This window comes from Pseudonocardia sp. ICBG601, from assembly GCF_020496245.1.
Genome location: NZ_JAHLJA010000148.1, coordinates 2,279,754 through 2,303,624, shown reverse-complemented (window position 1 = coordinate 2,303,624; position 23,871 = coordinate 2,279,754). Strand labels below are relative to the sequence as shown.

Annotated in this window: 23 protein-coding genes; 10 read left to right on the top strand and 13 right to left on the bottom strand. The window is 74.4% G+C overall.

Annotation, left to right across the window (positions count from 1 at the left end; genetic code table 11):
- The first annotated feature begins 67 nt into the window (after positions 1 to 67).
- The 6 genes from mbhE (KPL57_RS40325) to mnhG (KPL57_RS40300) are packed head-to-tail and all read left to right on the top strand — an operon-like array spanning position 68 to position 5,672.
- Complete coding sequence (gene mbhE / locus KPL57_RS40325; protein ID WP_226355707.1) at positions 68 to 2,806, top strand: hydrogen gas-evolving membrane-bound hydrogenase subunit E; 2,739 nt, start codon at positions 68 to 70, stop codon at positions 2,804 to 2,806.
- Complete coding sequence (locus KPL57_RS40320) at positions 2,803 to 3,111, top strand: sodium:proton antiporter (RefSeq protein WP_062400935.1); 309 nt, start codon at positions 2,803 to 2,805, stop codon at positions 3,109 to 3,111. The genes mbhE (KPL57_RS40325) and KPL57_RS40320 overlap by 4 nt, the downstream gene beginning before the upstream one ends.
- Entirely contained in the window at positions 3,108 to 4,637 is a 1,530-nt protein-coding gene (locus KPL57_RS40315) for a monovalent cation/H+ antiporter subunit D family protein (RefSeq protein ID WP_226355706.1), read from the top strand. Before KPL57_RS40320 ends, KPL57_RS40315 begins: the two co-directional genes overlap by 4 nt.
- Positions 4,547 to 5,038: a Na+/H+ antiporter subunit E gene (locus tag KPL57_RS40310; RefSeq protein ID WP_226355705.1), complete on the top strand. Its 492-nt coding sequence runs from the start codon at positions 4,547 to 4,549 to the stop codon at positions 5,036 to 5,038. The genes KPL57_RS40315 and KPL57_RS40310 overlap by 91 nt, the downstream gene beginning before the upstream one ends.
- Positions 5,035 to 5,307, top strand: a complete 273-nt coding sequence (locus KPL57_RS40305; protein WP_226355704.1) for a monovalent cation/H+ antiporter complex subunit F — start codon at positions 5,035 to 5,037, stop codon at positions 5,305 to 5,307. The genes KPL57_RS40310 and KPL57_RS40305 overlap by 4 nt, the downstream gene beginning before the upstream one ends.
- Positions 5,304 to 5,672, top strand: coding sequence for a monovalent cation/H(+) antiporter subunit G (gene mnhG, locus KPL57_RS40300; RefSeq protein ID WP_226355703.1), 369 nt, complete (start codon positions 5,304 to 5,306; stop codon positions 5,670 to 5,672). The genes KPL57_RS40305 and mnhG (KPL57_RS40300) overlap by 4 nt, the downstream gene beginning before the upstream one ends.
- On the opposite strand, the gene mnhG (KPL57_RS40295) is transcribed toward mnhG (KPL57_RS40300), so the two are convergent.
- The 11 genes from mnhG (KPL57_RS40295) to KPL57_RS40245 form a co-directional block, all read right to left on the bottom strand.
- Positions 5,588 to 6,058, bottom strand: a complete 471-nt coding sequence (gene mnhG / locus KPL57_RS40295) for a monovalent cation/H(+) antiporter subunit G (RefSeq protein ID WP_308016740.1) — start codon at positions 6,056 to 6,058, stop codon at positions 5,588 to 5,590. The two genes, mnhG (KPL57_RS40300) and mnhG (KPL57_RS40295), sit on opposite strands and share 85 nt — an antisense overlap.
- Complete coding sequence (locus KPL57_RS40290) at positions 6,040 to 6,306, bottom strand: monovalent cation/H+ antiporter complex subunit F (protein WP_062400930.1); 267 nt, start codon at positions 6,304 to 6,306, stop codon at positions 6,040 to 6,042. Before KPL57_RS40290 ends, mnhG (KPL57_RS40295) begins: the two co-directional genes overlap by 19 nt.
- The gene (locus KPL57_RS40285) at positions 6,303 to 7,085 is read right to left on the bottom strand and encodes a Na+/H+ antiporter subunit E (protein WP_226355702.1); all 783 of its coding nucleotides are present in this window, start codon (positions 7,083 to 7,085) and stop codon (positions 6,303 to 6,305) included. Before KPL57_RS40285 ends, KPL57_RS40290 begins: the two co-directional genes overlap by 4 nt.
- The gene (locus KPL57_RS40280) at positions 7,082 to 8,713 is read right to left on the bottom strand and encodes a Na+/H+ antiporter subunit D (protein ID WP_226356675.1); all 1,632 of its coding nucleotides are present in this window, start codon (positions 8,711 to 8,713) and stop codon (positions 7,082 to 7,084) included. The genes KPL57_RS40285 and KPL57_RS40280 overlap by 4 nt, the downstream gene beginning before the upstream one ends.
- 5 nt (positions 8,714 to 8,718) lie before the next feature.
- Complete coding sequence (locus tag KPL57_RS40275) at positions 8,719 to 9,177, bottom strand: Na(+)/H(+) antiporter subunit C (RefSeq protein WP_020622059.1); 459 nt, start codon at positions 9,175 to 9,177, stop codon at positions 8,719 to 8,721.
- Positions 9,174 to 9,758, bottom strand: a complete 585-nt coding sequence (locus tag KPL57_RS40270; protein WP_226355701.1) for an MnhB domain-containing protein — start codon at positions 9,756 to 9,758, stop codon at positions 9,174 to 9,176. The genes KPL57_RS40275 and KPL57_RS40270 overlap by 4 nt, the downstream gene beginning before the upstream one ends.
- On the bottom strand, positions 9,755 to 12,127 hold the full coding sequence (mbhE, locus tag KPL57_RS40265; protein ID WP_226355700.1) for a hydrogen gas-evolving membrane-bound hydrogenase subunit E: 2,373 nt from the start codon (positions 12,125 to 12,127) through the stop codon (positions 9,755 to 9,757). Before mbhE (KPL57_RS40265) ends, KPL57_RS40270 begins: the two co-directional genes overlap by 4 nt.
- 173 nt (positions 12,128 to 12,300) lie before the next feature.
- Positions 12,301 to 12,744 (bottom strand): GNAT family N-acetyltransferase, encoded by a 444-nt coding sequence (locus KPL57_RS40260; protein WP_226356674.1) that lies wholly within the window; start codon positions 12,742 to 12,744, stop codon positions 12,301 to 12,303.
- A 52-nt stretch (positions 12,745 to 12,796) separates the two neighbouring features.
- Positions 12,797 to 14,017, bottom strand: a complete 1,221-nt coding sequence (locus tag KPL57_RS40255) for a cytochrome P450 (protein WP_226355699.1) — start codon at positions 14,015 to 14,017, stop codon at positions 12,797 to 12,799.
- A 225-nt stretch (positions 14,018 to 14,242) separates the two neighbouring features.
- Positions 14,243 to 15,424 (bottom strand): MFS transporter, encoded by a 1,182-nt coding sequence (locus tag KPL57_RS40250; RefSeq protein WP_226355698.1) that lies wholly within the window; start codon positions 15,422 to 15,424, stop codon positions 14,243 to 14,245.
- A gap of 80 nt (positions 15,425 to 15,504) precedes the next feature.
- Positions 15,505 to 17,655, bottom strand: a complete 2,151-nt coding sequence (locus tag KPL57_RS40245) for a malate synthase G (RefSeq protein ID WP_226355697.1) — start codon at positions 17,653 to 17,655, stop codon at positions 15,505 to 15,507.
- A 174-nt stretch (positions 17,656 to 17,829) separates the two neighbouring features.
- Between KPL57_RS40245 and KPL57_RS40240 the strand changes: the two genes are divergently transcribed.
- Genes KPL57_RS40240 through KPL57_RS40230 form a run of 3 tightly spaced genes read left to right on the top strand, consistent with a single transcriptional unit; the run spans position 17,830 to position 21,882 of the window.
- Positions 17,830 to 19,284 (top strand): FAD-binding oxidoreductase, encoded by a 1,455-nt coding sequence (locus KPL57_RS40240; RefSeq protein ID WP_226355696.1) that lies wholly within the window; start codon positions 17,830 to 17,832, stop codon positions 19,282 to 19,284.
- Between the two features lie 56 nt (positions 19,285 to 19,340).
- Complete coding sequence (locus KPL57_RS40235) at positions 19,341 to 20,486, top strand: FAD-binding oxidoreductase (protein WP_226355695.1); 1,146 nt, start codon at positions 19,341 to 19,343, stop codon at positions 20,484 to 20,486.
- A 7-nt stretch (positions 20,487 to 20,493) separates the two neighbouring features.
- Positions 20,494 to 21,882 carry a (Fe-S)-binding protein gene (locus KPL57_RS40230; protein WP_226355694.1) on the top strand — a complete coding sequence of 463 codons (1,389 nt, stop codon included), beginning with the start codon at positions 20,494 to 20,496 and terminating at the stop codon, positions 21,880 to 21,882.
- 10 nt (positions 21,883 to 21,892) lie between these two features.
- On the opposite strand, the gene KPL57_RS40225 is transcribed toward KPL57_RS40230, so the two are convergent.
- Positions 21,893 to 22,222 (bottom strand): hypothetical protein, encoded by a 330-nt coding sequence (locus KPL57_RS40225; RefSeq protein ID WP_226355693.1) that lies wholly within the window; start codon positions 22,220 to 22,222, stop codon positions 21,893 to 21,895.
- 264 nt (positions 22,223 to 22,486) lie between these two features.
- On the opposite strand from KPL57_RS40225, the gene KPL57_RS40220 reads away from it, so the two are divergent.
- Complete coding sequence (locus KPL57_RS40220; protein WP_226355692.1) at positions 22,487 to 22,762, top strand: hypothetical protein; 276 nt, start codon at positions 22,487 to 22,489, stop codon at positions 22,760 to 22,762.
- 65 nt (positions 22,763 to 22,827) lie between these two features.
- On the opposite strand, the gene KPL57_RS40215 is transcribed toward KPL57_RS40220, so the two are convergent.
- The gene (locus KPL57_RS40215; protein WP_226356673.1) at positions 22,828 to 23,814 is read right to left on the bottom strand and encodes a thiamine-phosphate kinase; all 987 of its coding nucleotides are present in this window, start codon (positions 23,812 to 23,814) and stop codon (positions 22,828 to 22,830) included.
- Positions 23,815 to 23,871: the final 57 nt, after the last annotated feature.

Sequence of the window (23,871 nt, the reverse complement as noted above, 5' to 3'; positions counted from 1 at the left end):
GTAGAAGCTCCCGAGTCATGATCAGGGTGCGCGGCACCCCCGGCCCCCTGGACGGAGGCGCTGCCCGGTGATCCCCCTGGTCACCCTGGGCGGGGCGGTCGCGCTGGCGCTGCTCGCCCCGGTGCTCGCCCGGCTGCTCGGCCGCAACGCGGGCTACCCGCTGGCCGCAGGTCTCGCCGCACTGGCCGTGTACGCGAACACCGCCGCCGGCGACGTCGTCCGCGGGGAGGTCCTCACCGCGGGCGTGTCCTGGATGCCGTCGCTGGGCATCTCCTTCGGCCTGCGCATGGACGGCCTGTCGCTGCTGTTCGTGACGATCGTGCTGGGCGTGGGCGCGCTGGTGATGGCCTACTGCCCGCGCTACCTGGAGGCGTACTACCCGATCGGCACGGTCTACGGCCTGCTCGCCGGGTTCGCCGCCGCGATGATCGGCCTGGTCACCGCGAACGACCTGGTGCTGCTCTACGTCTTCTGGGAGCTCACCACCGTCCTGTCGTTCCTGCTGGTCAACACGGCCGGGCCGGCGGCGGCACTGCCCGCGGGCCGCGCGCTCGTCGTGACGGCGATGGGCGGCTTCGCACTGCTCGGCGCAGTGGTGATGATCGGCGTCGCGGCCGGGAGCACCAGCCTCGACGTGGTCCTCGCCGACCCGGGCGCGGTGCTGCGAAGCCCCCTGGCCCTGCCCGCGGGGGCGCTGCTGATCCTCGCCGCGGCGACGAAGTCCGCGCAGCTGCCGTTCACGTTCTGGCTGCCCGGGGCGATGGTCGCGATGACCCCGATCAGCGCCTACCTGCACGCCGCGACGATGGTGAAGGCCGGCATCTACCTGCTGATGCGCTTCACCCCGGTCTACGTGCCGTCGGTGGCCTGGTCGGCGGTGCTGGTCCCGCTCGGGCTGGCGACGGCCGTCGTCGGCGCGGTGCTGGCGCTGCGCGAGCACGACCTGAAGGCGGTGCTCGCCCACTCCACGGTGAGCCAGCTGGGCCTGCTCACCGCCGCGATCGGCGTCGGCACGTCCTACGCGCTGTCCGCGGCGGTGCTGCACACCTTCGCCCACGCCCTGTTCAAGGCGACGCTGTTCATGCTGGTCGGGATCATCGACAAGGAGGCGGGCAGCCGCGACGTGCGCGAGCTCGGCGGCCTGCGGAAGGTCATGCCGGTCACCGCGGTGCTGACCGGGGTCGCCGCGCTGTCGATGGCGGGGGTGCCGCCGCTGCTCGGGTTCGTGTCCAAGGAGAACCTCTACGAGGGCTTCCTGGAGGCCGACTTCGCGCCCGGCGCCGGGCCGGTGGCCGCCGCGGTCGCGGTCGTGGCGTCGGCGCTGACCTTCGCCTACTCCGCCCGGATCGTGCACGGCGCGTTCGGCGGCAGGCTCAGCCAGCCCGGCCTGTACGAGCCGTCGTGGGCGTTCCTGGCCCCGGCCGCCGTCGCTGCGCTGCTCGGGCTGGTCCTCGGGCCCGCCGTGCGGGTGCTCAACCCGCTGACCGACCGGGCCGCCCGTGACCTGGACCCGGGCTCGGAGCCGGTCACGTTCGTGCTCTGGCCCGGCTTCGGCACCGCGCTGGTGCTGTCGGTGCTCACCATCGCCGGCGGCTACGCGCTGTTCCACTGGCGCGACCGCGTCGACCGGGCGCTGGAGCGGCTCCCGGTCCCCGACGGCGCCGCGGTCTTCGACCGGATCCGGGCCGGGGTGCTCGCCCTCGGCGCCCGGGTGGGGCGCCCGGACACCGACCCCTCCCCCGCCGCCGTCCTGGCCCGCCCGGTGCTGGCGCTGCCGGTGCTCGCCGTCGCCGCCGGAGTGGCCCTGCCCGCGCTGCCGCCGTTCCCCGGGCCGGTCACCCGGCCGCTGGACTGGGTGGTCGTCGTGCTCGTGCTGGCCACGGTCGCCGGCGCCGTGACGACCCGCTCGGTCACCGCGGCGCTGGCGCTGACCGGCTTCGGCGGGCTGGCGACGGCGCTGTGGCTGCTGCTCGCCGGCGCCCCGGACGTCGCGATGACGCTGCTGCTGGTCGAGGTGCTGACCACCGTCGTCGCGGTGCTGGTGCTGCGCGGGCGCGGGGTCCGGCTGCACCGCCCGGCGCGGTGGCGGCGCGCCCCGGCCGCGGTGGCCGCGCTGGCCGCGGGCCTGTCGCTGGGGGCGGCCACCTACGTGCTGACCGGGCGCCGCGAGCCGTCGCCGGTCGGCGGGTACCTGCTGGACACCGCGGAGGCCGCCACCGGCGGGACGAACGTGGTCAACACGATCCTCGTCGACTTCCGCGGCATGGACACCTTCGGTGAGGCCGTCGTCGTCGGGGCGGCGGCGCTGGGGCTGCTGGTGCTGATCCGGCGCGGTGAGGCCGGTGCGGAGGGCAGCACGCGGCAGCGGGTGGCCACCGACGGCCCGGCCGACACGATCGTCATGCGGGTCGCCAGCCGCGTGCTGGCCCCGCTGATGCTCGTGATGTCGCTGTTCCTGCTCTGGCGCGGCCACGACGAGCCCGGCGGCGGGTTCATCTCCTCGCTGGTCGGGGGCGTCGCGGTCGTGTTCCTGCGCCTCGCCCACCGCGGCGACGCGTGGGCGCTGCGCCTGCGGCCCGAGCCGCTGGTCGGGTCCGGGCTCCTGCTGAGCCTGCTCACCGGGATCGCGGTGTACCCGCTGGGACTGCCGTTCCTGACCCCGGTGTACCTGCCGGGCGGGGTGCTGTTGTCGTCGTTCGTGTTCGACCTGGGGATCTACCTGATGGTGGTGGGGCTGATCGTGGCCGCGACCGACCGGATCGGCGGGCGCGCCCGCACCGGCTCCCTGCTGGGGAGCTCCGAGTGACGGCCGCGGTCGTCGTCGCCGTGCTCGTCGCGGGCGGGGTGTACCTGGTCCTGCAGCGCGAGCTGCTGCGCACGGTGCTCGGGTTCGTGCTGCTCGGGCACGGCGTGAACGTCCTGATCATCTCCGCGGGCGGGATGGCGACCCGTGAGCCCGCGCTGCTGGGGCAGCAGGACCGGGCGCAGATGGCCGACCCGCTGCCGCAGGCGTTCGTGCTGACCGCGATCGTGATCGCCTTCGCGATCACGGTGTACCTGCTGGCCCTGCTCAAGGCCGGCGACGAGGACGAGGGCGGGGACCCCCGGTGACCGGCCTCGAGGCGCTCGTCGTCGCACCCGTCCTGGTCCCGCTCGCCGCGGCGGGCCTGCTGGTCCTGCTCACCGCGCGCCCACCGGGCGGGGGCGGGCCGTTCCTGCTGCCGATGACCGCGCGACGGGTCGTCGCGTTCACCGCGCTCGCCGCGTCGACGGCGGTGTCCGCGGTCCTGCTGGCCGCCACCGCGGACGGCGCGGTGATCGTGCAGCGGCTCGGGAACTGGCCGGCCGGCATCGCGATCCCGCTGGCCGCCGACGCGTTCGGCACGATCATGCTGACCGTCACCGGGGTGCTGGGGATCGCCTGCCTGGCCTTCGCCGCGGTCACCGGCTCCGACACCGACCGGGCGTTCCTGCCGCAGTCGCTGCTGCTGCTGGCCGGGGTGCACGGCGCCTACCTCACCGCGGACCTGTTCAGCCTGTTCGTGTTCGTCGAGGTCATGCTCGTCCCCAGCTACGTGCTCATCGCGACCGGCCGGGGCCCGGAGCGGATCGCGGCGTCGCGGCTGTACCTGACGGTGAACCTGCTGGCCTCGACGGTGTTCCTCGCCGGGCTCGGCCTGGTCTACGGCGTCGCCGGGACCGTGCAGCTCGGCGACCTCGCCGGGCGCGCCGTGACCGACCCGGCGCTGGCCGCGGCGACCGCGGTGATCCTGCTGGCGCTGTCGGTGAAGGCCGCGCTGGTGCCGCTGCACAACTGGCTGCCGCGGGCCTACACCGCCGCACCGGCCGCGGTCACCGTGCTGTTCTCCGGGCTGCTGACCAAGGTCGGCGTGTACGCGCTGTTCCGCATCTACGCCGTGATCTACGACGGCGACCCGCGCTTCCTGCCGATCGTGCTGGTGGCGGCACTGCTGACGATGGTCGTCGGGGTGCTCGGCGCGGTCGGCGCCGGCGGGATGCGCCAGATCCTGACCTTCCACATGGTCAGCCAGATCGGCTACATCGTGCTCGGCCTGGCGATCTCCACCCCGGCCGGGCTGGCCGCGGCGATCTACTTCCTGGTGCAGTACGTCCTGGTCAAGGCGGCGCTGCTGATGGTCGCCGGTGCCGTCGAGCAGTACGTCGGCACCGACACGCTGTCCCGGCTCGGCGGGCTCGCCGCCCGCAACCCGGCGACCGCGGTCGCGTTCGCGGTGTCGGCGCTGAGCCTGGCCGGGATCCCGCCGCTGTCCGGGTTCGTCGCGAAGCTCGCCCTGGTGCTCGGCGCGGTCGACGCGGGCATGGTCACCGCCGCGCTCGTCGCGGTCGGGGTCAGCGTGTTCACCCTGCTGTCGATGCTCAAGATCTGGAACGGCGCGTTCTGGGGCGGCGACGCCCCCGAACCGGACCCCGGTGGCGGTGCGGGCACCGTGGTCGCGCTGCGGGTCCCGGTCCGCGCGGTGGTCCCGGCGCTGGCGCTGGGGGCGCTGTCGCTGCTGCTCGGGCTGTGGGCGGAGCCGCTGCTGGCGCTCTCGTCGGTCGCCGGGCACGGTCTCGCCGACACCGCCGCCTACGTCGGGGCGGTGGGGGCGCCGTGACGACCCGCCGACGCGCACCCGGCCGGGGCGGGCGCCCGCGCGCCGCGGTGGGGTTCCTGCTGTGGTTCACCGGCGAGTTCTTCCGCACCAACGCCGTCGTGCTCCGCGAGGTCCTCACCCCCGGGCACGGCATCGACCCGGCGGTGGTCCGGGTCCGGCTGCGGTCGCGGAGCATGGTCGAGATCGCGTCGATCATGAGCCTGCTCAGCCTCACCCCCGGCACCCTCGCCCTGAACCTGACCACCGGCTCGCGCAGCCCGGAGCTGCTCGTGCACGGCATGCACGCCTCGGACCCGGAGCAGCTGCGGGCGAGCGTGCACGAGATGGAGGACCGGTTGCTGGCGTTCCTGCGCCGCCCCGCCCCGGGCGCGGTCGACCGCGATCCGGAGGAGACCCCGTGAGCACCCTCTTGCTGGACGCCGGGATCGTCGTGCTGGCGCTCGGCCTGCTCGTCGCGGTCGGGCGGGTCCTGGCCGGGCCCACCGACGCCGACCGCGGGCTGGCCGTGGACTACGGCTTCGTGGTCGTCGTCGGGCTGATCGCGTTGCTGGCGCTGCGGCTGGGGTCCACCGCGATGCTGGACCTCGTCGTCGTCGCGACGCTGGTCGGGTTCCTGACCACGGTCGCCGTGGCCCGGCTGATCTGGGCGGAGAAGGGGGCGAAGCGGTGAGCGTGCTCGTCGGCGGACCGGTGCAGAACGCGATCGGCGGGATCGTGCTCGGCGCCGGGGTGCTCCTGGTCGCCGCGGGCGCGGTCGGCATGGTGCGCCTGCCCGACGTCTACAACCGCACGAACGCCGTCACCAAGGCCGCCGGGCTCGGGATCGTCGCGATCCTCGTCGGGGTCGCGATCCTGGTGCCCGAGCCCGGGGTGCTGCTGACTCTCGGCGTCGCCGTGGCGCTGCAGCTGTTCACGATCCCGATCGCCAGCTTCGCGATCGGGCACGCCGCCTACCGCTCCGGTGCCCCCTCGACCTCGTCGACGCTGCGCGAGGACGACCCGGGCTCCGCGGACTCCCGGGGCGACGGCGGCTGAACCGTCCGCACCTCCCGGGCGCGCGCGTCGGCGTCGATGTCCTCCCCCAGGTCGTCGACGACGAGTGCGTCCCGGTCGATCGCGCCGCTGCGGTAGGCCGAGCGCCCGACCACCTGCGAGATGACCGGCGCCGTCAGCACCTGGAACAGCACGACCAGGATCAGCGTCGAGGAGTTCTCGAACTCCAGGTTCACCGCGACGCCCAGCAGGATCAGCAGCAGCCCCAGGGTCTGCGGCTTGGTGGTGGCCTGCAGCCGGGCGGGCAGGTCCGGCAGCCGGACCAGCCCGAGCGCGCCGAGCAGGCAGGACAGCCCGCCGGCGAGCATCAGCGCGGCGGAGACCACGTCGAGCACGTCGTGCACGCCCATCAGCGGTGCCGCTCCCATCGTTCGACCAGACGGGCCGCCGTCGCCGAGCCGACCAGCGCGATCAGCGCGACCGCGGCCAGCAGCGGGATGTTCGACCCGTCGGAGTAGATCGCCGCGTACACCGCGGCCGCGGCCACGATCAGCACGACGAACACGTCCAGGGCCGCGATGCGGTCCAGCGTGGTGGGGCCCTTCAGCAGCCGCCACATCGTCAGCGCCGCCGCGGCGGTCAACATGATCAGTACCAGCGTGTGGACGACGGTCACCGGTCGTTCCTCCCCGCGTCCTCGGCGGTGACCGCGGCGACGGCGGCGGCGCACCGGTCCCGGTCCTCCTGGCTGCCGACGGCGTCGATCACCCGCATCTGCAGCCGCATCATGTCCCGGCGGAGCCGTTCGACGGCGCCGGGCCGGTGCAGGCCGAGTGCGTAGACGTACCAGCGGTGCCGGGCCCGGTCGATCTGCAGCGTGAAGCTGCCCGGGGACAGCGCGCAGGCCGCGACGATCGTCGTCGCGGTGCGGTCCGAGCCGGTGCACAGCGGCAGCCCGACGATCCCGGACCGGGCGCGCGGCCCGTGCCGCAGCGTCACCATGCTGACCCGGATCCCGGAGACGACCAGGTCCGAGGCCAGGAACGCCAGCAGCCGCAGCAGCTTCCACGGGCGGAACGGGAGCCGCTCGGGCAGCAGCGGCAGCGGGAAGATCGCCGTCACCGCGGCGCCGACGAGCAGCCCGCCGACGACCGCGGCCGGGGACACGCTCCCCCACAGCAGCACCCAGACCAGCGCCAGCGCGAGCACCTGCGGGATCCGCCGGCGCACGCTCCCGCCGCGGGCGGAGCCGCCCATCGGCTCGGCGACGGTGTCGGGGACCGGCGGGGGCACCCGGGCGGGGGTGCGGTCGGTCTCGGGTGTCTCGCCCGCCTCGGCCGCGCCCATCTCGCGGTCGCGGACGGCCTCCGGGGAGGTCTCGGCGTCGTCGAGTTCGCGCGGGTCCGGTCCGTCGGCCGTGCCCGCGCCACCGCGGCTCGGGGTCTGCTCGCTCACGGGGTCACCTCCGGGGTATCGCCGGCCGCGGTCCGCACGGTCGCGTTCCCGTCGACGCCGCCGGACCGTCCGCTGGCGCTGATGGTCCCATCGCTGCCGGGGTCGGCGCCCGGCCCGAGGACGGCGTCGGTGTAGCCGGTCCGGTCGTGCAGGTCCACCCCGGCCCGGGCGGTCACCCCGGACAGCGGGCCGGCGAACAGCGCGATCGCGACGCTGACCACGACCAGCGCGGACGCGCCGACGTACATGCCGCGGGCGCTGCGTGCGGTCCCGACGACGAGCTCGTCGTTCGGGTCGTCGTCGGCGAGGGGCTCCTTGGGGGCGCCCCAGAACACCCGCACCCAGACCCGGGCCACGGCGTAGAGGGTCAGCAGGCTCGCCAGCACGACGACGGCGGCGACCAGCTCCCCGGCGAGGCCCGCGCCCGCACCGGCCTGCAGCAGCGCGAGCTTCGCGACGAACCCCGAGGTCGGGGGCAGCCCGGCCAGGGTGATCGCGGGGATCGCGAACAGCACGGCCAGGTGGGGCGCCTGCTGGGCCAGCCCACCCATCTGGGAGATCGACACCGTCCCGGTCCGGCGGGTGATGAGCCCGCTGACCAGGAACAGCGTCGCCTGCACCGTGATGTGGTGGACGACGTAGAGCCCGGTCCCGGCGATGCCGTCGGGGGTGTGCAGGGCGAGCCCGAACACCATGAACCCGATGTGGCTGACCAGCAGGAACGACAGCAACCGGTTGAGGTCGTCCTGCGCGACGGCGCCCAGCGCGCCCACCACCATCGTCACCGCGGCGATCACCAGCAGCAGCGTCGACGGGCTGTCCTGCGGGAACACCAGCGTCTGGGTGCGCAGCAGCGCGTAGATGCCGACCTTGGTGAGCAGGCCCGCGAACAGCGCGGTGACCGGGGCGGGGGCGTTCGGGTAGCTGTCGGGCAGCCAGAAGTGCAGCGGCACGATCGCCGCCTTGATGCCGAACACCACGATGAGCACCAGGGCGAGCACCGCGCGCAGGCCCTCCGGCAGCGCGCCCATCCGCCCGGCGAGGTCGGCCAGGTTGACCGTGCCGGTGGCGGCGTAGACGAGCCCGACCGCGGTGAGGAACAGCAGCGACGAGGTCAGCGACACGATCACGTAGGTCATGCCGGACCGGATCCGCGACGCCGACGTCCGCCGGGTGATGAGCACGTAGCTCGACGCCAGCATGATCTCGAACGCGACGAACAGGGTGAACAGGTCGCCGGTCAGGTAGGCCAGCGACACACCCGTCGACAGCAGCAGGAAGATCGGGTGGAAAGTGGTGCTGGCGGTCTCCCGGCCGTAGTCGGAGATCCGCTGGTCGATCGCGTAGACCAGCACCGCCAGCGTCACCACCGACGAGATGAGCAGCAGCAGCGCCGACATCCGGTCGGCGACGAGCACGATGCCCATCGGGGCGGGCCAGCCGCCGAGCTCGGCGACGACCGGCCCGTAGGTGTCCGCGGCCACCAGCAGCACCGCGCCGACGACGCACACCAGCGCCAGGGTCACCACGCCGATGACCCGCTGGGCCGAGGCGCGGCGGCTGACGACGACGCTGGTCGCGGCGCCCAGCATGGGCAGCAGCACCGGCAGCGTGACCAGGGCCTGCAGCGGGGTCACTTGCGGCCCTCCTCGAGCTCGTGGGAGTCGGCGGTGTCCTCGGGCTCGGCGTCGGTCTCGTCCGCGGTGCCCTCCTCCATCGCGCCCTTGGGCTTCTGCCGGTCGGCGATGCGGCGGTCCTCCACGTCGTCCTGCACCTCGTCGTGCCCGACGAGCACCCAGGAGCGGTAGCCCAGCGCCAGCAGCAGCGTGGTCAGGGCGAAGGTGATGACGATGGCGGTCAGCGCCAGCGCCTGCGGGAGCGGGTCGGCGATCTGCTCGGGCAGCACCGCGTCGAGGATCGGGGCGCGGCCGGGCGGGCCGCCGGAGACCTGCAGCAGCAGGTTCGCGCCGTGCCCGAGCACCACGATGCCGATCAGGATGCGCATCAGCGACCGCTGCATCAGCAGGTAGAACCCGACCGAGTACAGCACCGCGAGCACGATCGCCATGCTCAGGTTGATCGTGGTGTTCATCCGCGGCCACCTCCGCCCGGGACGTCCTCGCCGGCCTCGCGGGCGTCGCGAGCGATGCCGGAGCCGAGCGAGCGCAGCAGGTCGAGCACCACGCCGATGATCAGCAGGTAGACGCCGACGTCGAGCAGCAGGCTGCTCACGATGTCGAGGTAGCCGAACGGGCCGAAGGTGATCGTCCACTTGACCGAGGCGAGCACGGGGTCGCCCCAGGCCACCGGGGCCAGTGCGGTGAGCACCGCGACGATCAGCCCGGTGCCGACGAGCACGGGCGGGCGGATCCGGAACCGGGAGCCCAGGTTGTCGTCGCCGCCCGCGATGTGGCGCAGCACGAACGCGAGCCCGGCGACCAGGCCGCCGGAGAACCCGCCGCCGGGGCCGTAGTGGCCCTCCAGCAGCAGGAACACCGAGAACACCAGCACCACGGGGAACAGCAGCCGGGCCGCGGCCTCCAGCACGAGGGTCCGCTCGCGGACGTCCGGGCAGGTGCCGGGGAGCATCCACCGCCCGCTGGGCTGGTCCATCCGGGCCCAGCTCTCGGCGTCCCCCGGCGGGGGTGCGGGCTTCTCCTGCGAGGCCGTCATCCGAGCACCTCCTTCTCGTGCTTCGGCGATCCCGAGCCGCTGCGCACGACCTTGCCGCCCTTCCTCTTGTCGTAACGGGTCGCGAGCACCAGGCTCGCGGTGCCGGACGCACAGATCAGCAGCACGGTGATCTCACCGACCGTGTCGAGCGCGCGGAAGTCCACCAGGATCGCGCTGATCAGGTTGGTCGCGCCGGCCTCCGGCGCGCCGGCGATGAACGGCCCGGTGGTCGCCGGCGGCAGCGTGCGGGCCCCGGAGAGCACCACGGCCATCCCCGCGACGAGCAGGCCGCCGACCGCGGCGACCGCGGCCTTGGGGGCGCGGACGCGGCGCTCGCTGTCCGGCTCGTCGAAGTGGGCGGGCAGGCGTCGCAGCACGAAGACGAACGCCACCAGGGTGAGCGTCTCGACCAGGAACTGGGCGAGCGCCAGGTCGGGGGCACCGTCGATGACGAACAGGCCGCCGATGCCGTAGCCGACGGCGCCGACCAGCAGCACCGCGGTGAACCGGCGGTGCGCCAGGCACAGCGCGATCGCCGCGACGATCACCATCAGCCCGACCGGGACCTGCATGATCGAGTGGTAGGGCGCCTGGTCGGTCGGGAACGTGCCGGTCACGGCGAGGACCGGGCCGGGCAGCGCGATCAGCGTCGCGAGGATGCAGCCGAGGTAGACCGGCAGCGAGCCGATCTGCAGCCGGCCGGTGACCGTGATCGCCGAGCGCTCCAGCCCGGTCACGACGGCCTCGTACCCCCGCTGGGCGGACACGTGCGGCACCGAGAGGTGCCCGGTCAGGGTCTGCCCGTAGCGGTGCAAGAGGAGCCCGCCAGCCAGCGCGACGCCGGTGAACAGCAGCGGCAGCCCCGGGGTGTGCCACAGGGCCAGCTCGTAGCGGGCGGCGTAGGCGTCGCCGAGCGGAGGCAGCGACGCGGCGTAGGAGGCGGCGAGCTGCTGGACCAGCGGCGCGGCGAACCCGGCCGCGATCCCGGTCAGCGCGCACAGCCACGCCGGGCCGGACAGACCGAGCGGGACCGGGTCGCCGCCGGTGGGGTGCAGCCCCTTGGTGGAGAACGCGCCCCACAGGAACCGTGCGGTGTAGGCGACGGTCAGCAGCGAGCCCGCGACCAGGCCGATCGCCGCGATCCAGCCGCGGACGCCGCCCTCGAGCACGAACGCCTCGAAAGCGGCCTCCTTGCCGACGAAGCCGAGCATCGGCGGGAGCCCCGCCATCGACAGCCCGGCGAGCGTGGCGACGACGGCCAGCCCGCGCCGGCGGCGCCCGAGCCCGCACAGCTCCCGCAGGTCACGGGTGCCGCAGGCCTTGTCGATCGCCCCGACCACCATGAACAGGGGCGCCTTGAACAGGCCGTGCGCCAGCAGCATCGCGATGCCGGCGAGCCCGGCCACCCGCGAGCCGGACCCGAACAGCACCATGAGGAACCCGAGCTGGGAGACGGTGCCGAAGGCCAGCAGCCGCTTGAGGTCGGTCTGGCGCATCGCGCGCCAGCCGCCCAGCACCATCGTCGCGAGGCCGAGCACCATGACCGGCGCCCACCACACGGGGTGCACCGAGAACGCGGGCCCGAGCCGCGCGACGAGCACGACCCCGGCCTTCACCATCGAGGCCGCGTGCAGGTACGCCGAGATCGGCGTCGGGGCGGCCATCGCGTAGGGCAGCCAGGGGTGGAACGGCAGCTGCGCGGACTTGGTCAGCGCGCCCAGCAGGATCAGCACGAGCGACACCGACAGCGCGACCGGGCTGTCGGGGGCGAGCGTGCCGGAGGTCGCGGCCGCGGTGATCTCCGGGATCGAGTACGTGCCGGCCAGCTGGCCCAGCAGCACGATCCCCAGCAGCATCGCCAGCCCGCCGAACACGGTCACGACGAGCGCCTGGACCGCGGCGCGGCGGTTCTCCCGGTACTGGCCGCCCTGCCCGACGAGCAGGAACGACGTCAGCGACGTCAGCTCCCAGAACACGTAGAGGGTCAGCAGGTCGTCGGCCAGGACCAGGCCGAGCATCATCCCGGCGAAGGCGACCAGCAGCGCCGCGGAGCGGGCCGCGTCGGTGGAGCGCGGCCCGAAGTACCAGGCCGCGTAGATCATGATCAGCGCTCCGACGCCGGAGACGAGCACGATCATCGCGATCGCGAGCGCGTCCATCCGCAGGCTCAGCGTCAGCCCCAGCTCGGGCGCCCACTCGATGCGGTCGGTCACCCCGCCGGAGAGCGCGGTCGAGGCCTGCGTCATCGCCCACACGAGCGTGGCGGCGAGCAGGGCGGCGCCGGCGCCGAACGCCAGCCGCCGGTGGTACCGGGCGAGCGCGGGCAGGCACAGCGCCAGGACGAGATGGGCGGCCACGACGGCGAGCACCGACACCTCCTGGAGTCACGGGGTCGTTCGGACCAGCGGTTCCGCTCACGTCACGGCCGGACCCGGGGAGCGCCGGAAGAGGCCGCCGCACGATCACCGGAAGGGACGCGGCGACGACGCCGGGGTCATCCTATCGGCGCAACCGGACGTTTCGCCCGTGACCGTACCGAGGCTCACGCCGGGAGCGGTTTGGCGAAGCACCGGGAGCGGGGGTCGTTCCGGTACGCACCGAAGTTGCTGGTCCGACGGTATCCGCTGGTCTCGTACAGCGCGATCGCAGCGGGCTGGCCGTCACCCGTCTCGAGGATCATGCGACGACGCCCGGCGGCAGCCGCCGCACGCTCCAGCGCGACGAGCACCGCCCGGGCGTGTCCCCGCCCGCGGGCGGCGGGCTCGACGTACATCCGCTTCAGCTCGGCGTCGCCGTCGCGGCGCGCCGGGTCGGCCGGGTCGGCGTCGACGGCGCGCCACGCCCCGGTCGCGACGGGGACGCCGTCGTCGTAGCCGACCAGGAACAACCCGGACGGGGTCCGGAAGTCGGCCGGGTCGACGGGGGTGGCGTCGCCGTCGCCGTAGACCTCGCCGTAGAACGCCTGCAGCCGCCGCATCAGCGGCATCACGTCCGGATGGTCGAGCCCCGCCACCCGCAGTTCGAGTTCCCCCACGTCCTCATGATCGGTCCCAGGTGACCGGCAGCGCGCGCAGCCCTCCGGTGAGCACGTCCGAGCGCAGCTCCAGCTCGGTGCGCGGCACCGCCAGGCGCAGCGACGGGAACCGGGCGGGCAGCGCGCGGAACACCTCGGTCAGCTCGACCCGGGCCAGGCTCGCGCCCACGCAGAAGTACGGCCCGTGCCCGAACGCGAGGTGCGTCGGCTTGCGGTCGGCGTCGAACTCCGCGGCCCCGTCGAAGTGGCGCGGGTCCCGGTTCGCCGCGCCCGGGGCGAGCAGGATCGCGTCGCCCGCCGGGATGTGCACCCCTGCGATGTCGACGTCGGCGTGGGCGTAGCGCGGGATGCCGCCGTTGCCCCCGCTGGGCACGGCCAGCCGCAGGACCTCCTCGACCGCCCCCGCGGCGCGCTCCGGGTCCGCGGCGAGCGCCGCCCACTCCCCCGGGCGGTCCAGCAGCAGGACGGTGCCGGTGTCGATCCGCCCGACCGTGGTCTCGTGCCCGGCGAACAGCAGCCCGGCACCGAGACGGGCGAGGCCGTCGCGCTGTGCGGGCTCCGAGCCGAGCGCGGCGAAGTCGGACAGGACGTCCTCCCCCGGCTCGTCGTCCTTGCGGTCGATCAGGCCGCGGACGTAGGCGAACAGCGCCTGCGCGGCGGCCTCGGCACGGGGCCGGTCGTGGAGCAGCCCGAGTTCACCGGACCAGCGCCGGAACTCCTCGCGGTCGTCGTAGGGGACGCCGAGCAGCTCGCAGATGACCAGCACCGGCAGCGGGAAGGAGAACAGCTCGTGCAGGTCGGCGCCGGGACCGGCGGCCTCGACGACGTCGAGCTGCCGGGCCACCAGCTCCGCGACGTGCCCGGAGAGCCTGCGCATCCGGCGCGCGGAGAACGCGGGCGCGAGCAGCTTGCGCATGAGGGTGTGGTTCGCGCGCTCGGTCTCCGGTGAGTCGCCGCTCGGCCCGCCGAAGATCATCGAGTCGGAGATGCGCGCGGCCCGCTCCGGCTCGGGGTGGCTGCGGCCGAGCCGGTCGTCGGCGAACAGGGCGCGGGCCTCGTCGTAGCCGGTGACCAGCCACGCGACGTCGCCGGCCGGGGTCCGGACCGGGGTGATCGGGGACCGCTCCCGCAGCCGGGCGAACAGCGGCGGGAGCTCGAGGACGTCGTGGCGCGGGAACGGGAGGCGCGGCAGGTCCGTGGCGTCGGGACCGGTGGTGGTGGTCACCCGTCCGACGGTACGAGCGACGGCCGGTGGCCGCCTCCGTCCCGGGGTGGACATCGGGTCGATCCTCGGCCGGTGGCGTGATCCGCACCGCGCGCGGTGATCCGTCGTCCGCGCGTGCCCGGACGCGCGCGCGGAGCGGATCAGCGCGCGAACAGCGATCGACCGATCGTCGGCGCACGTGAGACGGGTGGCCGATGCGGCGACGCACCGGAGTGTGACCGCGGGTCAGGCCACCGCCGGCTGCTCCGCCGCGACCGGCGCCACCCGGCGCGCCCCCACCCACACCAGGCCCAGGCACACCGCCTGCACCGCGGCGACGACGAGCAGCAGCACCGGGTACCCCGCGACCCCGGTCAGGGCCGAGAGCAGCATCGGCAGCAGGAACCCGACGTAGGTCAGCGAGTAGAACACCGCGGTCAGCCCGGCCAGGTGCTCCGGCGCGGCGATCCGCTGGACCTCCTGCAGCCCGGACAGCAGCACGAACCCGTAGCCGGCGCCGAGCAGCGCGGCCGCGACGACGGCGGCCGGGACGCTGGGCAGGCCCGCCGCGAGGGCGGCGACGAGCGTCCCCGCGACGACGAGTGCGAGCCCGACCCGGGTCGCGGCCAGCGGCGAGCGGGCGTCCACGAGACGCGCGGCGGACTGGGCCAGGACCCCGCAGCCGAGCGCGACGGCGGTCAGCAGTGTCGCGACGAGCAGCCCCCACCCCCCGGTGATCCCGTCGAGCGTGGTCGGCAGCACGGCGTAGGCGAGCGCGGCCGCCCCGAACACCCACGGCGCGGCGGGCAGCACCAGCCACACGAACCGCGGGTGCGCGACGGCGGGGACGCGCAGATCCTGCAGCCAGGACCGGGAACCGCCCGGCTCGACCGTCTCCGGCGCGGCGAGCAGCCACAAGGTGACCGGCACCGTCAGGACGATGTGCACCAGGTAGGGCAGCTCCATCGGCAGCGGCGCGAACTGCGCGAGCAGCCCGGCGACGAGCGGGCCGAGCCCGAACCCGGCGGTGAGCGCGAGCGCGGCGCGCCGGGCGCCCTGTCCGGGCCCGGACAGCTCCTTGACCCACGTCGTCGCCACCGCCATCGCGACGCCGACGCACACGCCGAACAGCAGACGGCCGGCGAAGAGCAGTGCCTCGGAGAACGCGCCGAGGGCGAGGACGGCGCTGGCCGGGATCGACGCGGCCGTCGCGGGCAGCAGCACCCGGCGGCGGCCCCAGCGGTCCGACGCGGGCCCGCCGACGAGCAGGCCCGGGGCGAGACCGAGCACGTAGACGCCGAAGAACGCGGCGACCACGGTCGCCGAGTAGTGCCCCTGCTCGCGGTACATGACCATCAGCGGGCTGAACTGGTTGGCGCCGTAGCCGACGCCGAACAGCACGGCGGCCGGCCGCATCCACGGCTTCACGATCGGTCTCCTCCTCGGAACGCGACGACGCCCCCGGGAACCGGTCCCGGGGGCGTCGTCGTCGACGGTGGTGGTGCGGCCTAGGCCGCGGCCTTGGCCCGCTGACGCCAGCGGGTGAGCGTCCGCTCGGTGTAGCCGTTGGGCTCGGTCGCCCCGCTGAACACCAGCTCCAGCGCGGCCTGGAACGACTCGCTGGACTCCAGATCCTTCGCCATCGCGGGGTAGCCGTCCTCGCCGGCGTTCTGCTCGTCGACCACGGCGGCCATCCGGGCGAAGGTGTCGCGCACCGTCCCCTCGTCGACGACGCCGTGCTGGAGCCAGTTCGCGACCAGCTGCGCGGAGATCCGCAGGGTGGCGCGGTCCTCCATCAGCCCGACGCCCTCCAGGTCCGGCACGGTGGAGCAGCCGATGCCCATGCCGACCCAGCGCACCACGTAGCCGAGGATCGACTGGGCGTTGGTCTCCAGCTCGTGGGTCACGTCCTGCGCCGACAGCGACGACGCGTCGGTCACCGGGACCTCGAGCAGCTTGCGACGGTCGGCGGTGGTGCGGGAGGCGATCTCGTCCTGCACCCCGTGCACGTCGACGCGCAGGTAGTGCAGCGCGTGCAGGGTCGCGGCGGTCGGCGACGGCACCCAGGCGCAGTTCGCGCCGGCCTTCGGGTGGCCGATCTTCTGCTCGATCATCTCGGCCATCGCGGCGGGCTTGGCCCACATGCCCTTGCCGACCTGCGCGGAGTGCGCGAACCCGGCGGCGAGCGCGACGTCGACGTTGCGGTCCTCGTAGGTCGTGAGCCACGTCGTCGTCTTCATGTCGCCCTTGCGCAGGACCGGGCCCGCGGTGAAGCAGGTGTGGATCTCGTCGCCGGTCCGGTCGAGGAAACCGGTGTTGACGAAGATGACCCGGTTCGCGGCCTCGGCGATGCAGGCGGAGAGGTTGACCGTGGTCCGCTTCTCCTCGTCCATGATGCCGATCTTGAGGGTGTTCGCCTGCAGCCCGAGGGCCTCCTCGACGGCGCCGAACAGCTCGACGGTGAGCGCGACCTCCTCGGGCCCGTGCTGCTTGGGCTTGACGATGTAGACGCTGCCCGCGCGGGAGTTGGTGTGCGGGCCCTTCCCCTGCAGGTCGTAGAGCCCGGCGACGGCCGAGACGAGCGCGTCGAGCACGCCCTCGGCGACCTCGGTGCCGTCGGCGGTGCGCACCGCGTTGGTCGTCATGTGGTGGCCGCAGTTGCGGACCAGCATCAGCGAGCGCCCGGGCAGGGTGAGGTCGGAGCCGTCGGGCGCGGTGTACTCGCGGTCCGGGTTGACCCGGCGGGTGACGGTCTTCCCGCCCTTGCGGAACTCGGCGGTCAGGTCGCCGCGCAGCAGCCCGAGCCAGGTGCGGTAGGCCAGCGCCTTGTCCTCGCCGTCCACGGTCGCGACGGAGTCCTCGAGGTCGACGATCGTGGTGACCGCGGACTCGAGCACGACGTCGGCGACGTCGGCGTGGTGCTGGGTGCCGACCTGGGTGGTCGGGTCGATCGTGATCTCCAGGTGCAGCCCGTTGCGGGTGAGCAGCACGGCGCCGCGGCCGGAGTCGTCGAGCGGGCGGAAGCCGGCGAACTGCCCGGCGTCGGCGAGGCCGACGGTTCCGTTCGCGGTGGTGTCGACGACGAGCCCGTCGGTCGACGCGCGGTAGGCGGTGGCGTCGGCGTGGCTGCCCTTCGCGAGCGGGAACAGCTCGTCGAGCAGCTCGTCGGCGGCGGTGATCACCTGCGCGCCGCGGCGCTCGTCGTAGCCTGATCCGAGCTCGCCGTCCTGCGGGAGCGCGTCGGTGCCGTAGAAGGCGTCGAACAGCGAGCCCCAGCGCGCGTTGGCGGCGTTGAGCGCGTAGCGCGGGACGGTCGAGGGGACGACCAGCTGCGGGCCGGGGACCTCGGCGATCTCCGGGTCGACCCGGTCGACCGAGATCGTCGGCGACTGCTCCGGGAGCAGGTAGCCGAGGTCGGTGAGGAACGCCTCGTACTCCTCGACCGAGCCGGCGCCGTGCTCGCGGTGCCACTCGTCGATGCGCGCCTGGATCTCGTCGCGGCGCGCGAGCGCGGCGGCGATCTTCGGGGCGAAGCGCTCCTGCAGGCCCGCGAGGGTCGACCAGAAGTCGGCCGCCGACACCTCGACGTCGGACAGCAGCTCGTCCTCGACGAAGGACTTCAGGTGCGGATCGACCTGCAGGCCGGCGGTGTCGGCCATCTGTGACCACCCTCTCCGTGTGGATGTCTGGACTGGTCGTATTTTCTACCAGTGGATTATCTTTTCCGCATCACGGAAGTGACGCGGACCCCGTCCTGATCTCCGAACAGGCGTCGGGAACCGGGGACCGCTTACCCTTTCGTGAGCCCCGCCACGCAGCAAGGGAGTGCAGCGATGCCCCTGGACCGTCGGATCCACGACGAGTTCGTCGCCCTGCTGGGCGACGCGGACGTACTGAGCGACCCGGTGCGCACCCGCACCTACGAGTGCGACGGCCTCACCGGCAACCGGGTCGTCCCCGAGCTGGTCCTGCTGCCCCGCACCGCCGACGACGTCGCCGGCTGCGTGCGGATCTGCGCCCGGCACCGGATCCCGTTCGTCGCCCGTGGCGCCGGGACCGGCCTGTCCGGCGGCGCGCTGCCGGTGGCCGAGGGCGTCGTCATCGGGCTGAACCGGCTCAACCGGGTGCTCGAGGTCGACCCGGAGAACCGGCGCGCGGTGCTGGAGCCGGGCGTCACGAACCTGGAGATCACCGCGGCCGCGTCGCCGTACGGGCTCTACTACGCCCCGGACCCGTCGAGCCAGCAGGTGTGCACGATCGGCGGCAACGTCGCGGAGAACTCCGGCGGCGCGCACTGCCTCAAGTACGGCTTCACCACCAACCACGTGCTGTCGATGGAGGTCGTGCTCCCCGACGGCGAGGTGGTCACCCTCGGCTCGGACACGATGGAGCAGTACGGGCCCGACCTGCGCGGGGTGTTCCTCGGCTCCGAGGGCACGCTCGGCATCGTCACGAAGGTCACCGTCCGGCTGCTGCGCACCCCCGAGGTCATGCGCACGCTGCTGGCGGACTTCCCGTCGGTGTCGGCGGGCGGCCGGGTCGTCTCCGACATCGTCGCGGCCGGGATCGTGCCCGCCGCGGTCGAGATGATGGACGCGCTGGCCATCGAGGCCGCCGAGGGCGCCACCGGCGCCGGCTACTCCCTGGACACCCCGGCCGCGCTCGTCGTCGAGCTGGACGGGACCGTCGAGGAGTGCGAGGAGCAGTTCGCGCTGGTCAAGGAGATCTGCGACCGGCACGGCTGCACCCGGCTCCACATCGCGGGCTCCCCCGAGGAGCGCGCGAACATCTGGCGGGGCCGCAAGGCCGCGTTCGCCGCGGTCGGCCGGATCTCGCCGGACTACATCGTCCAGGACGGTGTGGTCCCCCGGACCCGGCTCGCCGAGATCCTCGAACGGATCGACGAGATGGGCTCCGAGGCCGGGCTGCGCGTCGCGAACGTCTTCCACGCCGGCGACGGCAACCTGCACCCGCTGGTCCTGTTCTCCGCCGCCGAGGGCCAGACCGAGCAGGCCGAGCACCTGTCGGCGCAGATCGCGGAGCTGTGCGTCGAGATGGGCGGCTCGCTGTCGGGCGAGCACGGCATCGGCACCGACAAGGCCTGCTCGATGCCGCGGATGTTCGGCGAGGACGACCTGGCCGTCATGCGCCGCATCCGCGACGGCTTCGACCCCGACCACATCTGCAACCCCGGCAAGCTCCTGCCCACCCCCCGGCTGTGCGGCGAGAAGCCGGGGCTCTACCGGCCGCACCCGCTGGAGGAGGCGGGCCTGATCGAACGGCTGTGACCCGTCCGGCCGACCTGTCCGACCGACCCGTACGAGACCCGGAAGGGCCCGACGACATGACACGCGCTGCTCCCACCACGCTGCGCCCCACCTCGGCGAAGGAGGTCCGGGACGCCGTCCTGGACACCCCCGGCCGCCTCGCGATCACCGGCGCCGGCACCGCCACCGGCTGGGCCGGACGACCCGCCGACGACGTCGCCGCGACGCTCGACCTCTCCGCGCTGTCCGGGGTGATCCACCACAACCCGGGCGACATGACCGTCTCGGTGCACGCCGGGACCCCGGTCCGCGCGCTGCAGGAGCAGCTGGCCGAGCACGGTCAGCGCCTCGCGTTCGACGCCGCCCGGGTCGCCCGCGGCGCCACGGTCGGCGGGCTGCTCGCCACCGCCGACGCCGGCCCGTCCGCCCTGGTCTGGGGCGGTCTGCGGGACCTGGTCATCGGCACCACCTCGGTACTCGCCGACGGCACGATGGTCCGCTCCGGCGGGCACGTCATCAAGAACGTCGCCGGCTACGACATGGCCAAGCTGATGCACGGCTCCTACGGCACCTTCGGCCCGCTGGTCGAGGTCGTCCTGCGGCTGCACCCGGTCCCGAAGGCCGTCGCCTGCGTGAGCGTCGACGGCCCGGTGGCCGAGGCCGCGGCGCGGGTGCTGGAGCTGATGGCCAGCCCGCTGGAGCCGATCGCCGTCGAGTGGGTCTCCGGTGACCCGGGACGCCTGCTGGTCCGGTTGGAGGGCGGCGCGGAGACCCTGCCCGCGCGGGTCGCGCGGCTGCGCGAGCTGCTCGGCGCCGACGCCCGGGAGGCGGGCGCGGACGTGTGGGACGTCCACACGTCGCTGACCGACGGCCCGCACGCCGGCGGTGACGGCGACGGGCCCGCCCTCGACGGCGCCGTCGTCCGGATCGGGTGCGCCCCGACCCGGCTGGCGCCGCTGGTGGAGCAGCTGCCCGCCACCGCCGTCACGGCCGGCCTCGCGACCGGCGTCGCGACCGTCACCGTGCCGGGGGCCGCCGTCGCGGAGGTGCACGACGCCGTCGCCGCGGTCGGTGGCACCAGCGTGCTGCGTGACCGGCCCGAGGCCCTCGACGCCCCCGCGTGGGGCCCCGCACCGTCCGCACTCGCCCTGCTCAGGGCCGTCAAGACGCAGCTCGACCCCGAGGCCCGGTTCGCCGCCGGTCGCTTCGCCCCCTGGATGTGAGGCACGCATGACGAGCACCCACGAGCCCGCAGGCACCCCGACCGGGGCGGCCGAGACCAAGATCCCCCAGCAGGGCCCGAGCGCGTTCGACGACGTCCACCCGCCGCAGCGCGAGCTGCTCGACGACTGCGTCCACTGCGGCTTCTGCCTGCCGACCTGCCCCACCTACGTGCTGTGGGGCGAGGAGATGGACTCCCCGCGCGGCCGGATCCTGCTGATGGACCTGGCCGAGAAGGGCGACATCGGCCTCGACGGGCCGTTCACCGAGCACATGGACAACTGCCTGGGCTGCATGGCGTGCGTGACCGCCTGCCCGTCCGGGGTGCAGTACGACAAGCTGCTGGAGTCGGTGCGCCCGCAGATCGAGCGCAACGTGCCCCGCAGCGCGTCGGACAAGCTGTTCCGCGACGCGATCTTCGCGCTGTTCCCCTACAAGCGACGGCTGCGGGCGGCCGCCCTGCCCGGCGCGCTGTACCAGCAGCTGCGGAAGGTCCCCGCGATCCGGAGGCTCGCCGAGAAGCTGCCCGGTCAGCTCGCGGCGATGGAGTCGCTGCTGCCGCCGGTCTCGGTGCGCGAGGCGTTCGCGACGCTCCCGGTGCACACCCCCGCGGTCGGCACCCGCCGGGCCCGGGTCGCGCTGCTCACCGGCTGCGTGCAGGACGTGTTCTTCCACCGGGTCAACGAGGCCACCGTGCGGGTGCTCGCCGCCGAGGGCTGCGACGTGCTCGTCCCCCGCGACCAGCAGTGCTGCGGCGCGCTGGAGGTGCACGCCGGGCGCGAGGAGTCCGCGCTGGACCGGGCCCGGCGCACCATCGCCCGCTTCGAGACCCTCGACGTCGACGCGGTGGTCACCAACGTCGCGGGCTGCGGCTCGTCGATGAAGGACTACGGCCACCTGCTCGCCGACGACCCCGCCTGGGCCGACCGCGCGGCGCGCTTCTCCGCCCGCTGCCGCGACGTGCACGAGGTCCTGGCCGAGCTGTACTCCCGGGAGGACGACGGCGGCCCCCGCGCCCCGCGCACCCCGGTCACCGGCCGCGTCGCCTACCACGACGCCTGTCACCTCGGGCACGCCCAGGGCGTCCGCAACCAGCCCCGCGAGGTGCTCCGGACGATCCCCGAGCTGGAGCTCGTTGACATCGCCGAGGCGTCGCTGTGCTGCGGCTCGGCCGGCATCTACAACATGGTGAAGCCGGACGCGGCCGCCGACCTGGGCGTGCGGAAGGCGGAGAAGATCCGCGACGCGAAGCCGGAGGTCGTGGTCACCGCGAACCCGGGCTGCCTGCTGCAGATCGGCAAGTACCTGCCGAACGAGGACTTCGCCGACGTGCCGCTGCTGCACCCGGTGCAGCTGCTGGACGCGAGCATCCGCGGGGCGGCGGTGCCGCAGCGCTGACCCGCCCCGTTCAGGAGGGGCGCCGCCGGGTACGGCCCACCGGGCGCCGGTGCGACCGGCGCCATGCCGTGGCGCCGGCCGTCCGGGTACCTCCGGGCGTCCCGCCGGCCGGGACCGGGACCCCGGGGGCTGACACGGCGGGGTCGGACGGCTCGTCCGGCCGCCGGTGCAGCGCCCGCAGCGCCCGCAGCTCCGCACGCAGCGCGACGATGTCCCACTTGCGGGCGGTGTGCTCCCGCTCGAGCTGCTCCAGCCGCCGGTGGGCCAGCACGAGCAGCACACCGGCGGCGATCCACCCCGCCAGGGCGGCCCACGCCACCACCGCCACCAGCCCCGACACGCCCGCTCCGTCCACTCGTCCCACCTGCTCGGCACTCACCGTAGCGAGCACCCGGGTGTCCGACGGCGTGCCGGGTGAGCCACCGCACACGTCTCCGGCGCACGTCACGTCGGTACCCTGGGTGTGCAGGCACCGCCGCCCCGCGCTCCCCTCCCGGGCCCGGCTGGTGGCCCGCACCGGATGCGGCCCGCGCGGGTGGACCCCGGCCCCGGCGGGTACGGGTCCCGGCGGTGCGCCCCGCCCGAGACCGTGAGGAGGCCGGAGATGCAGCAGGCCGTCGGTAACGATCCGACCACCGCGAGCGATGGACCGGCCGTGGAGGAGACGACCGTGCACCCCGAGAAGACCCCGTCGCCCGATGCGCGCCACTTCCCGCAGACCCTGGTCGCGATGGACCCGCCCACCCTCCCGGCGGCCCACCTGACCCCGCCGCCCGCGGAGTTCCGGCAGTTCCCGGCCCCGCAGCGGTCCGTGCCCGGTCACCCGACCCTGCGCAGCCGGCTGCGCCGGGTCCTGCTGTTCTGGCGGCGCGGCGCCTGACCCCGATCCCGGCCGACGGCCCGGTCCCCCTCCGGGGACCGGGCCGTCGCCGTATGTCGGGTGTCTCAGTAGCGGGAGAAATGGACCCAACCGGCGGCGCCGTCGTAGGGACGGCCGTCGACCGTGACGCCCGGCCCGTCGGCGTCGGGCGCCTCGACGGCCCCGACCTCGGTCCACCCCTCGGGCAGCGGCGCGTCCCCGGGGAAGGTCGCCGCCAGCGCGTGGTCCTCACCGCCGGTCAGGACCCAGCGCAGCGGGTCCAGGCCCAGCGCGGACGCGATCTCCGCCATCCGCGGGGCCACCGTGAACGCCCGCGACCGCAGCCGCAGCGCCACCCCCGAGGCTCGCGCGACGTGTGCCAGGTCGGCCAGCAGGCCGTCCGAGACGTCGATCATGGACGTGGCGCCGGCGTCGGCGGCCTGCGGACCGGCGGAGTAGGGCGGTTCCGGGACCCGGTGCGCGTCGACCAGGGCCGCCGGGGAGCGGAACCCGCGCCCGAGCACCGCCAGCCCGGCCGCGGACCAGCCCAGCCGCCCGCAGACCGCGACCCGGTCTCCCGCCCGCGCACCGGAGCGCAGCACCGGGGCCCGGCCCTGCAGGTCCCCCAGCGCCGTCACCGAGACGACGATCACCGGCGCCGAGGTCAGGTCGCCCCCGACGAGCCCGGCACCGGTCGAGCGGGCCTCGGCCCACAGCCCGTCGGCCAGCTGCTCCAGCTGGGCCGCGGGCGTCGACGAGGGGCAGGCCAGCCCCACCAGCAGCGACGTCGGCACCGCCCCCATCGCGGCGATGTCGGCCAGGTTCGCGGCGGCGGCCTTGCGCCCGACCTGCTCGGGGCTCGACCAGTCGAGCCGGAAGTGCACGCCCTCGACGAGCACGTCGGTGCAGGCGACGACCCGCCCGTCAGCGGCGGTGACGACGGCCGAGTCGTCCCCGGGCCCGAGCTCCGTCGTAGCCGGTTGAACACGGTCCGTGGTGACCCGGTCGATCAGTGCGAACTCACCGACCTCCCGGAGTGAGACACCGGTCTCGGAACCGCCCTCGGGCGTGATCGCGGATGGGGACACGGGGGCGGCCTCCGGTAGGTTCTGCGTCCGACATTCCTGCCG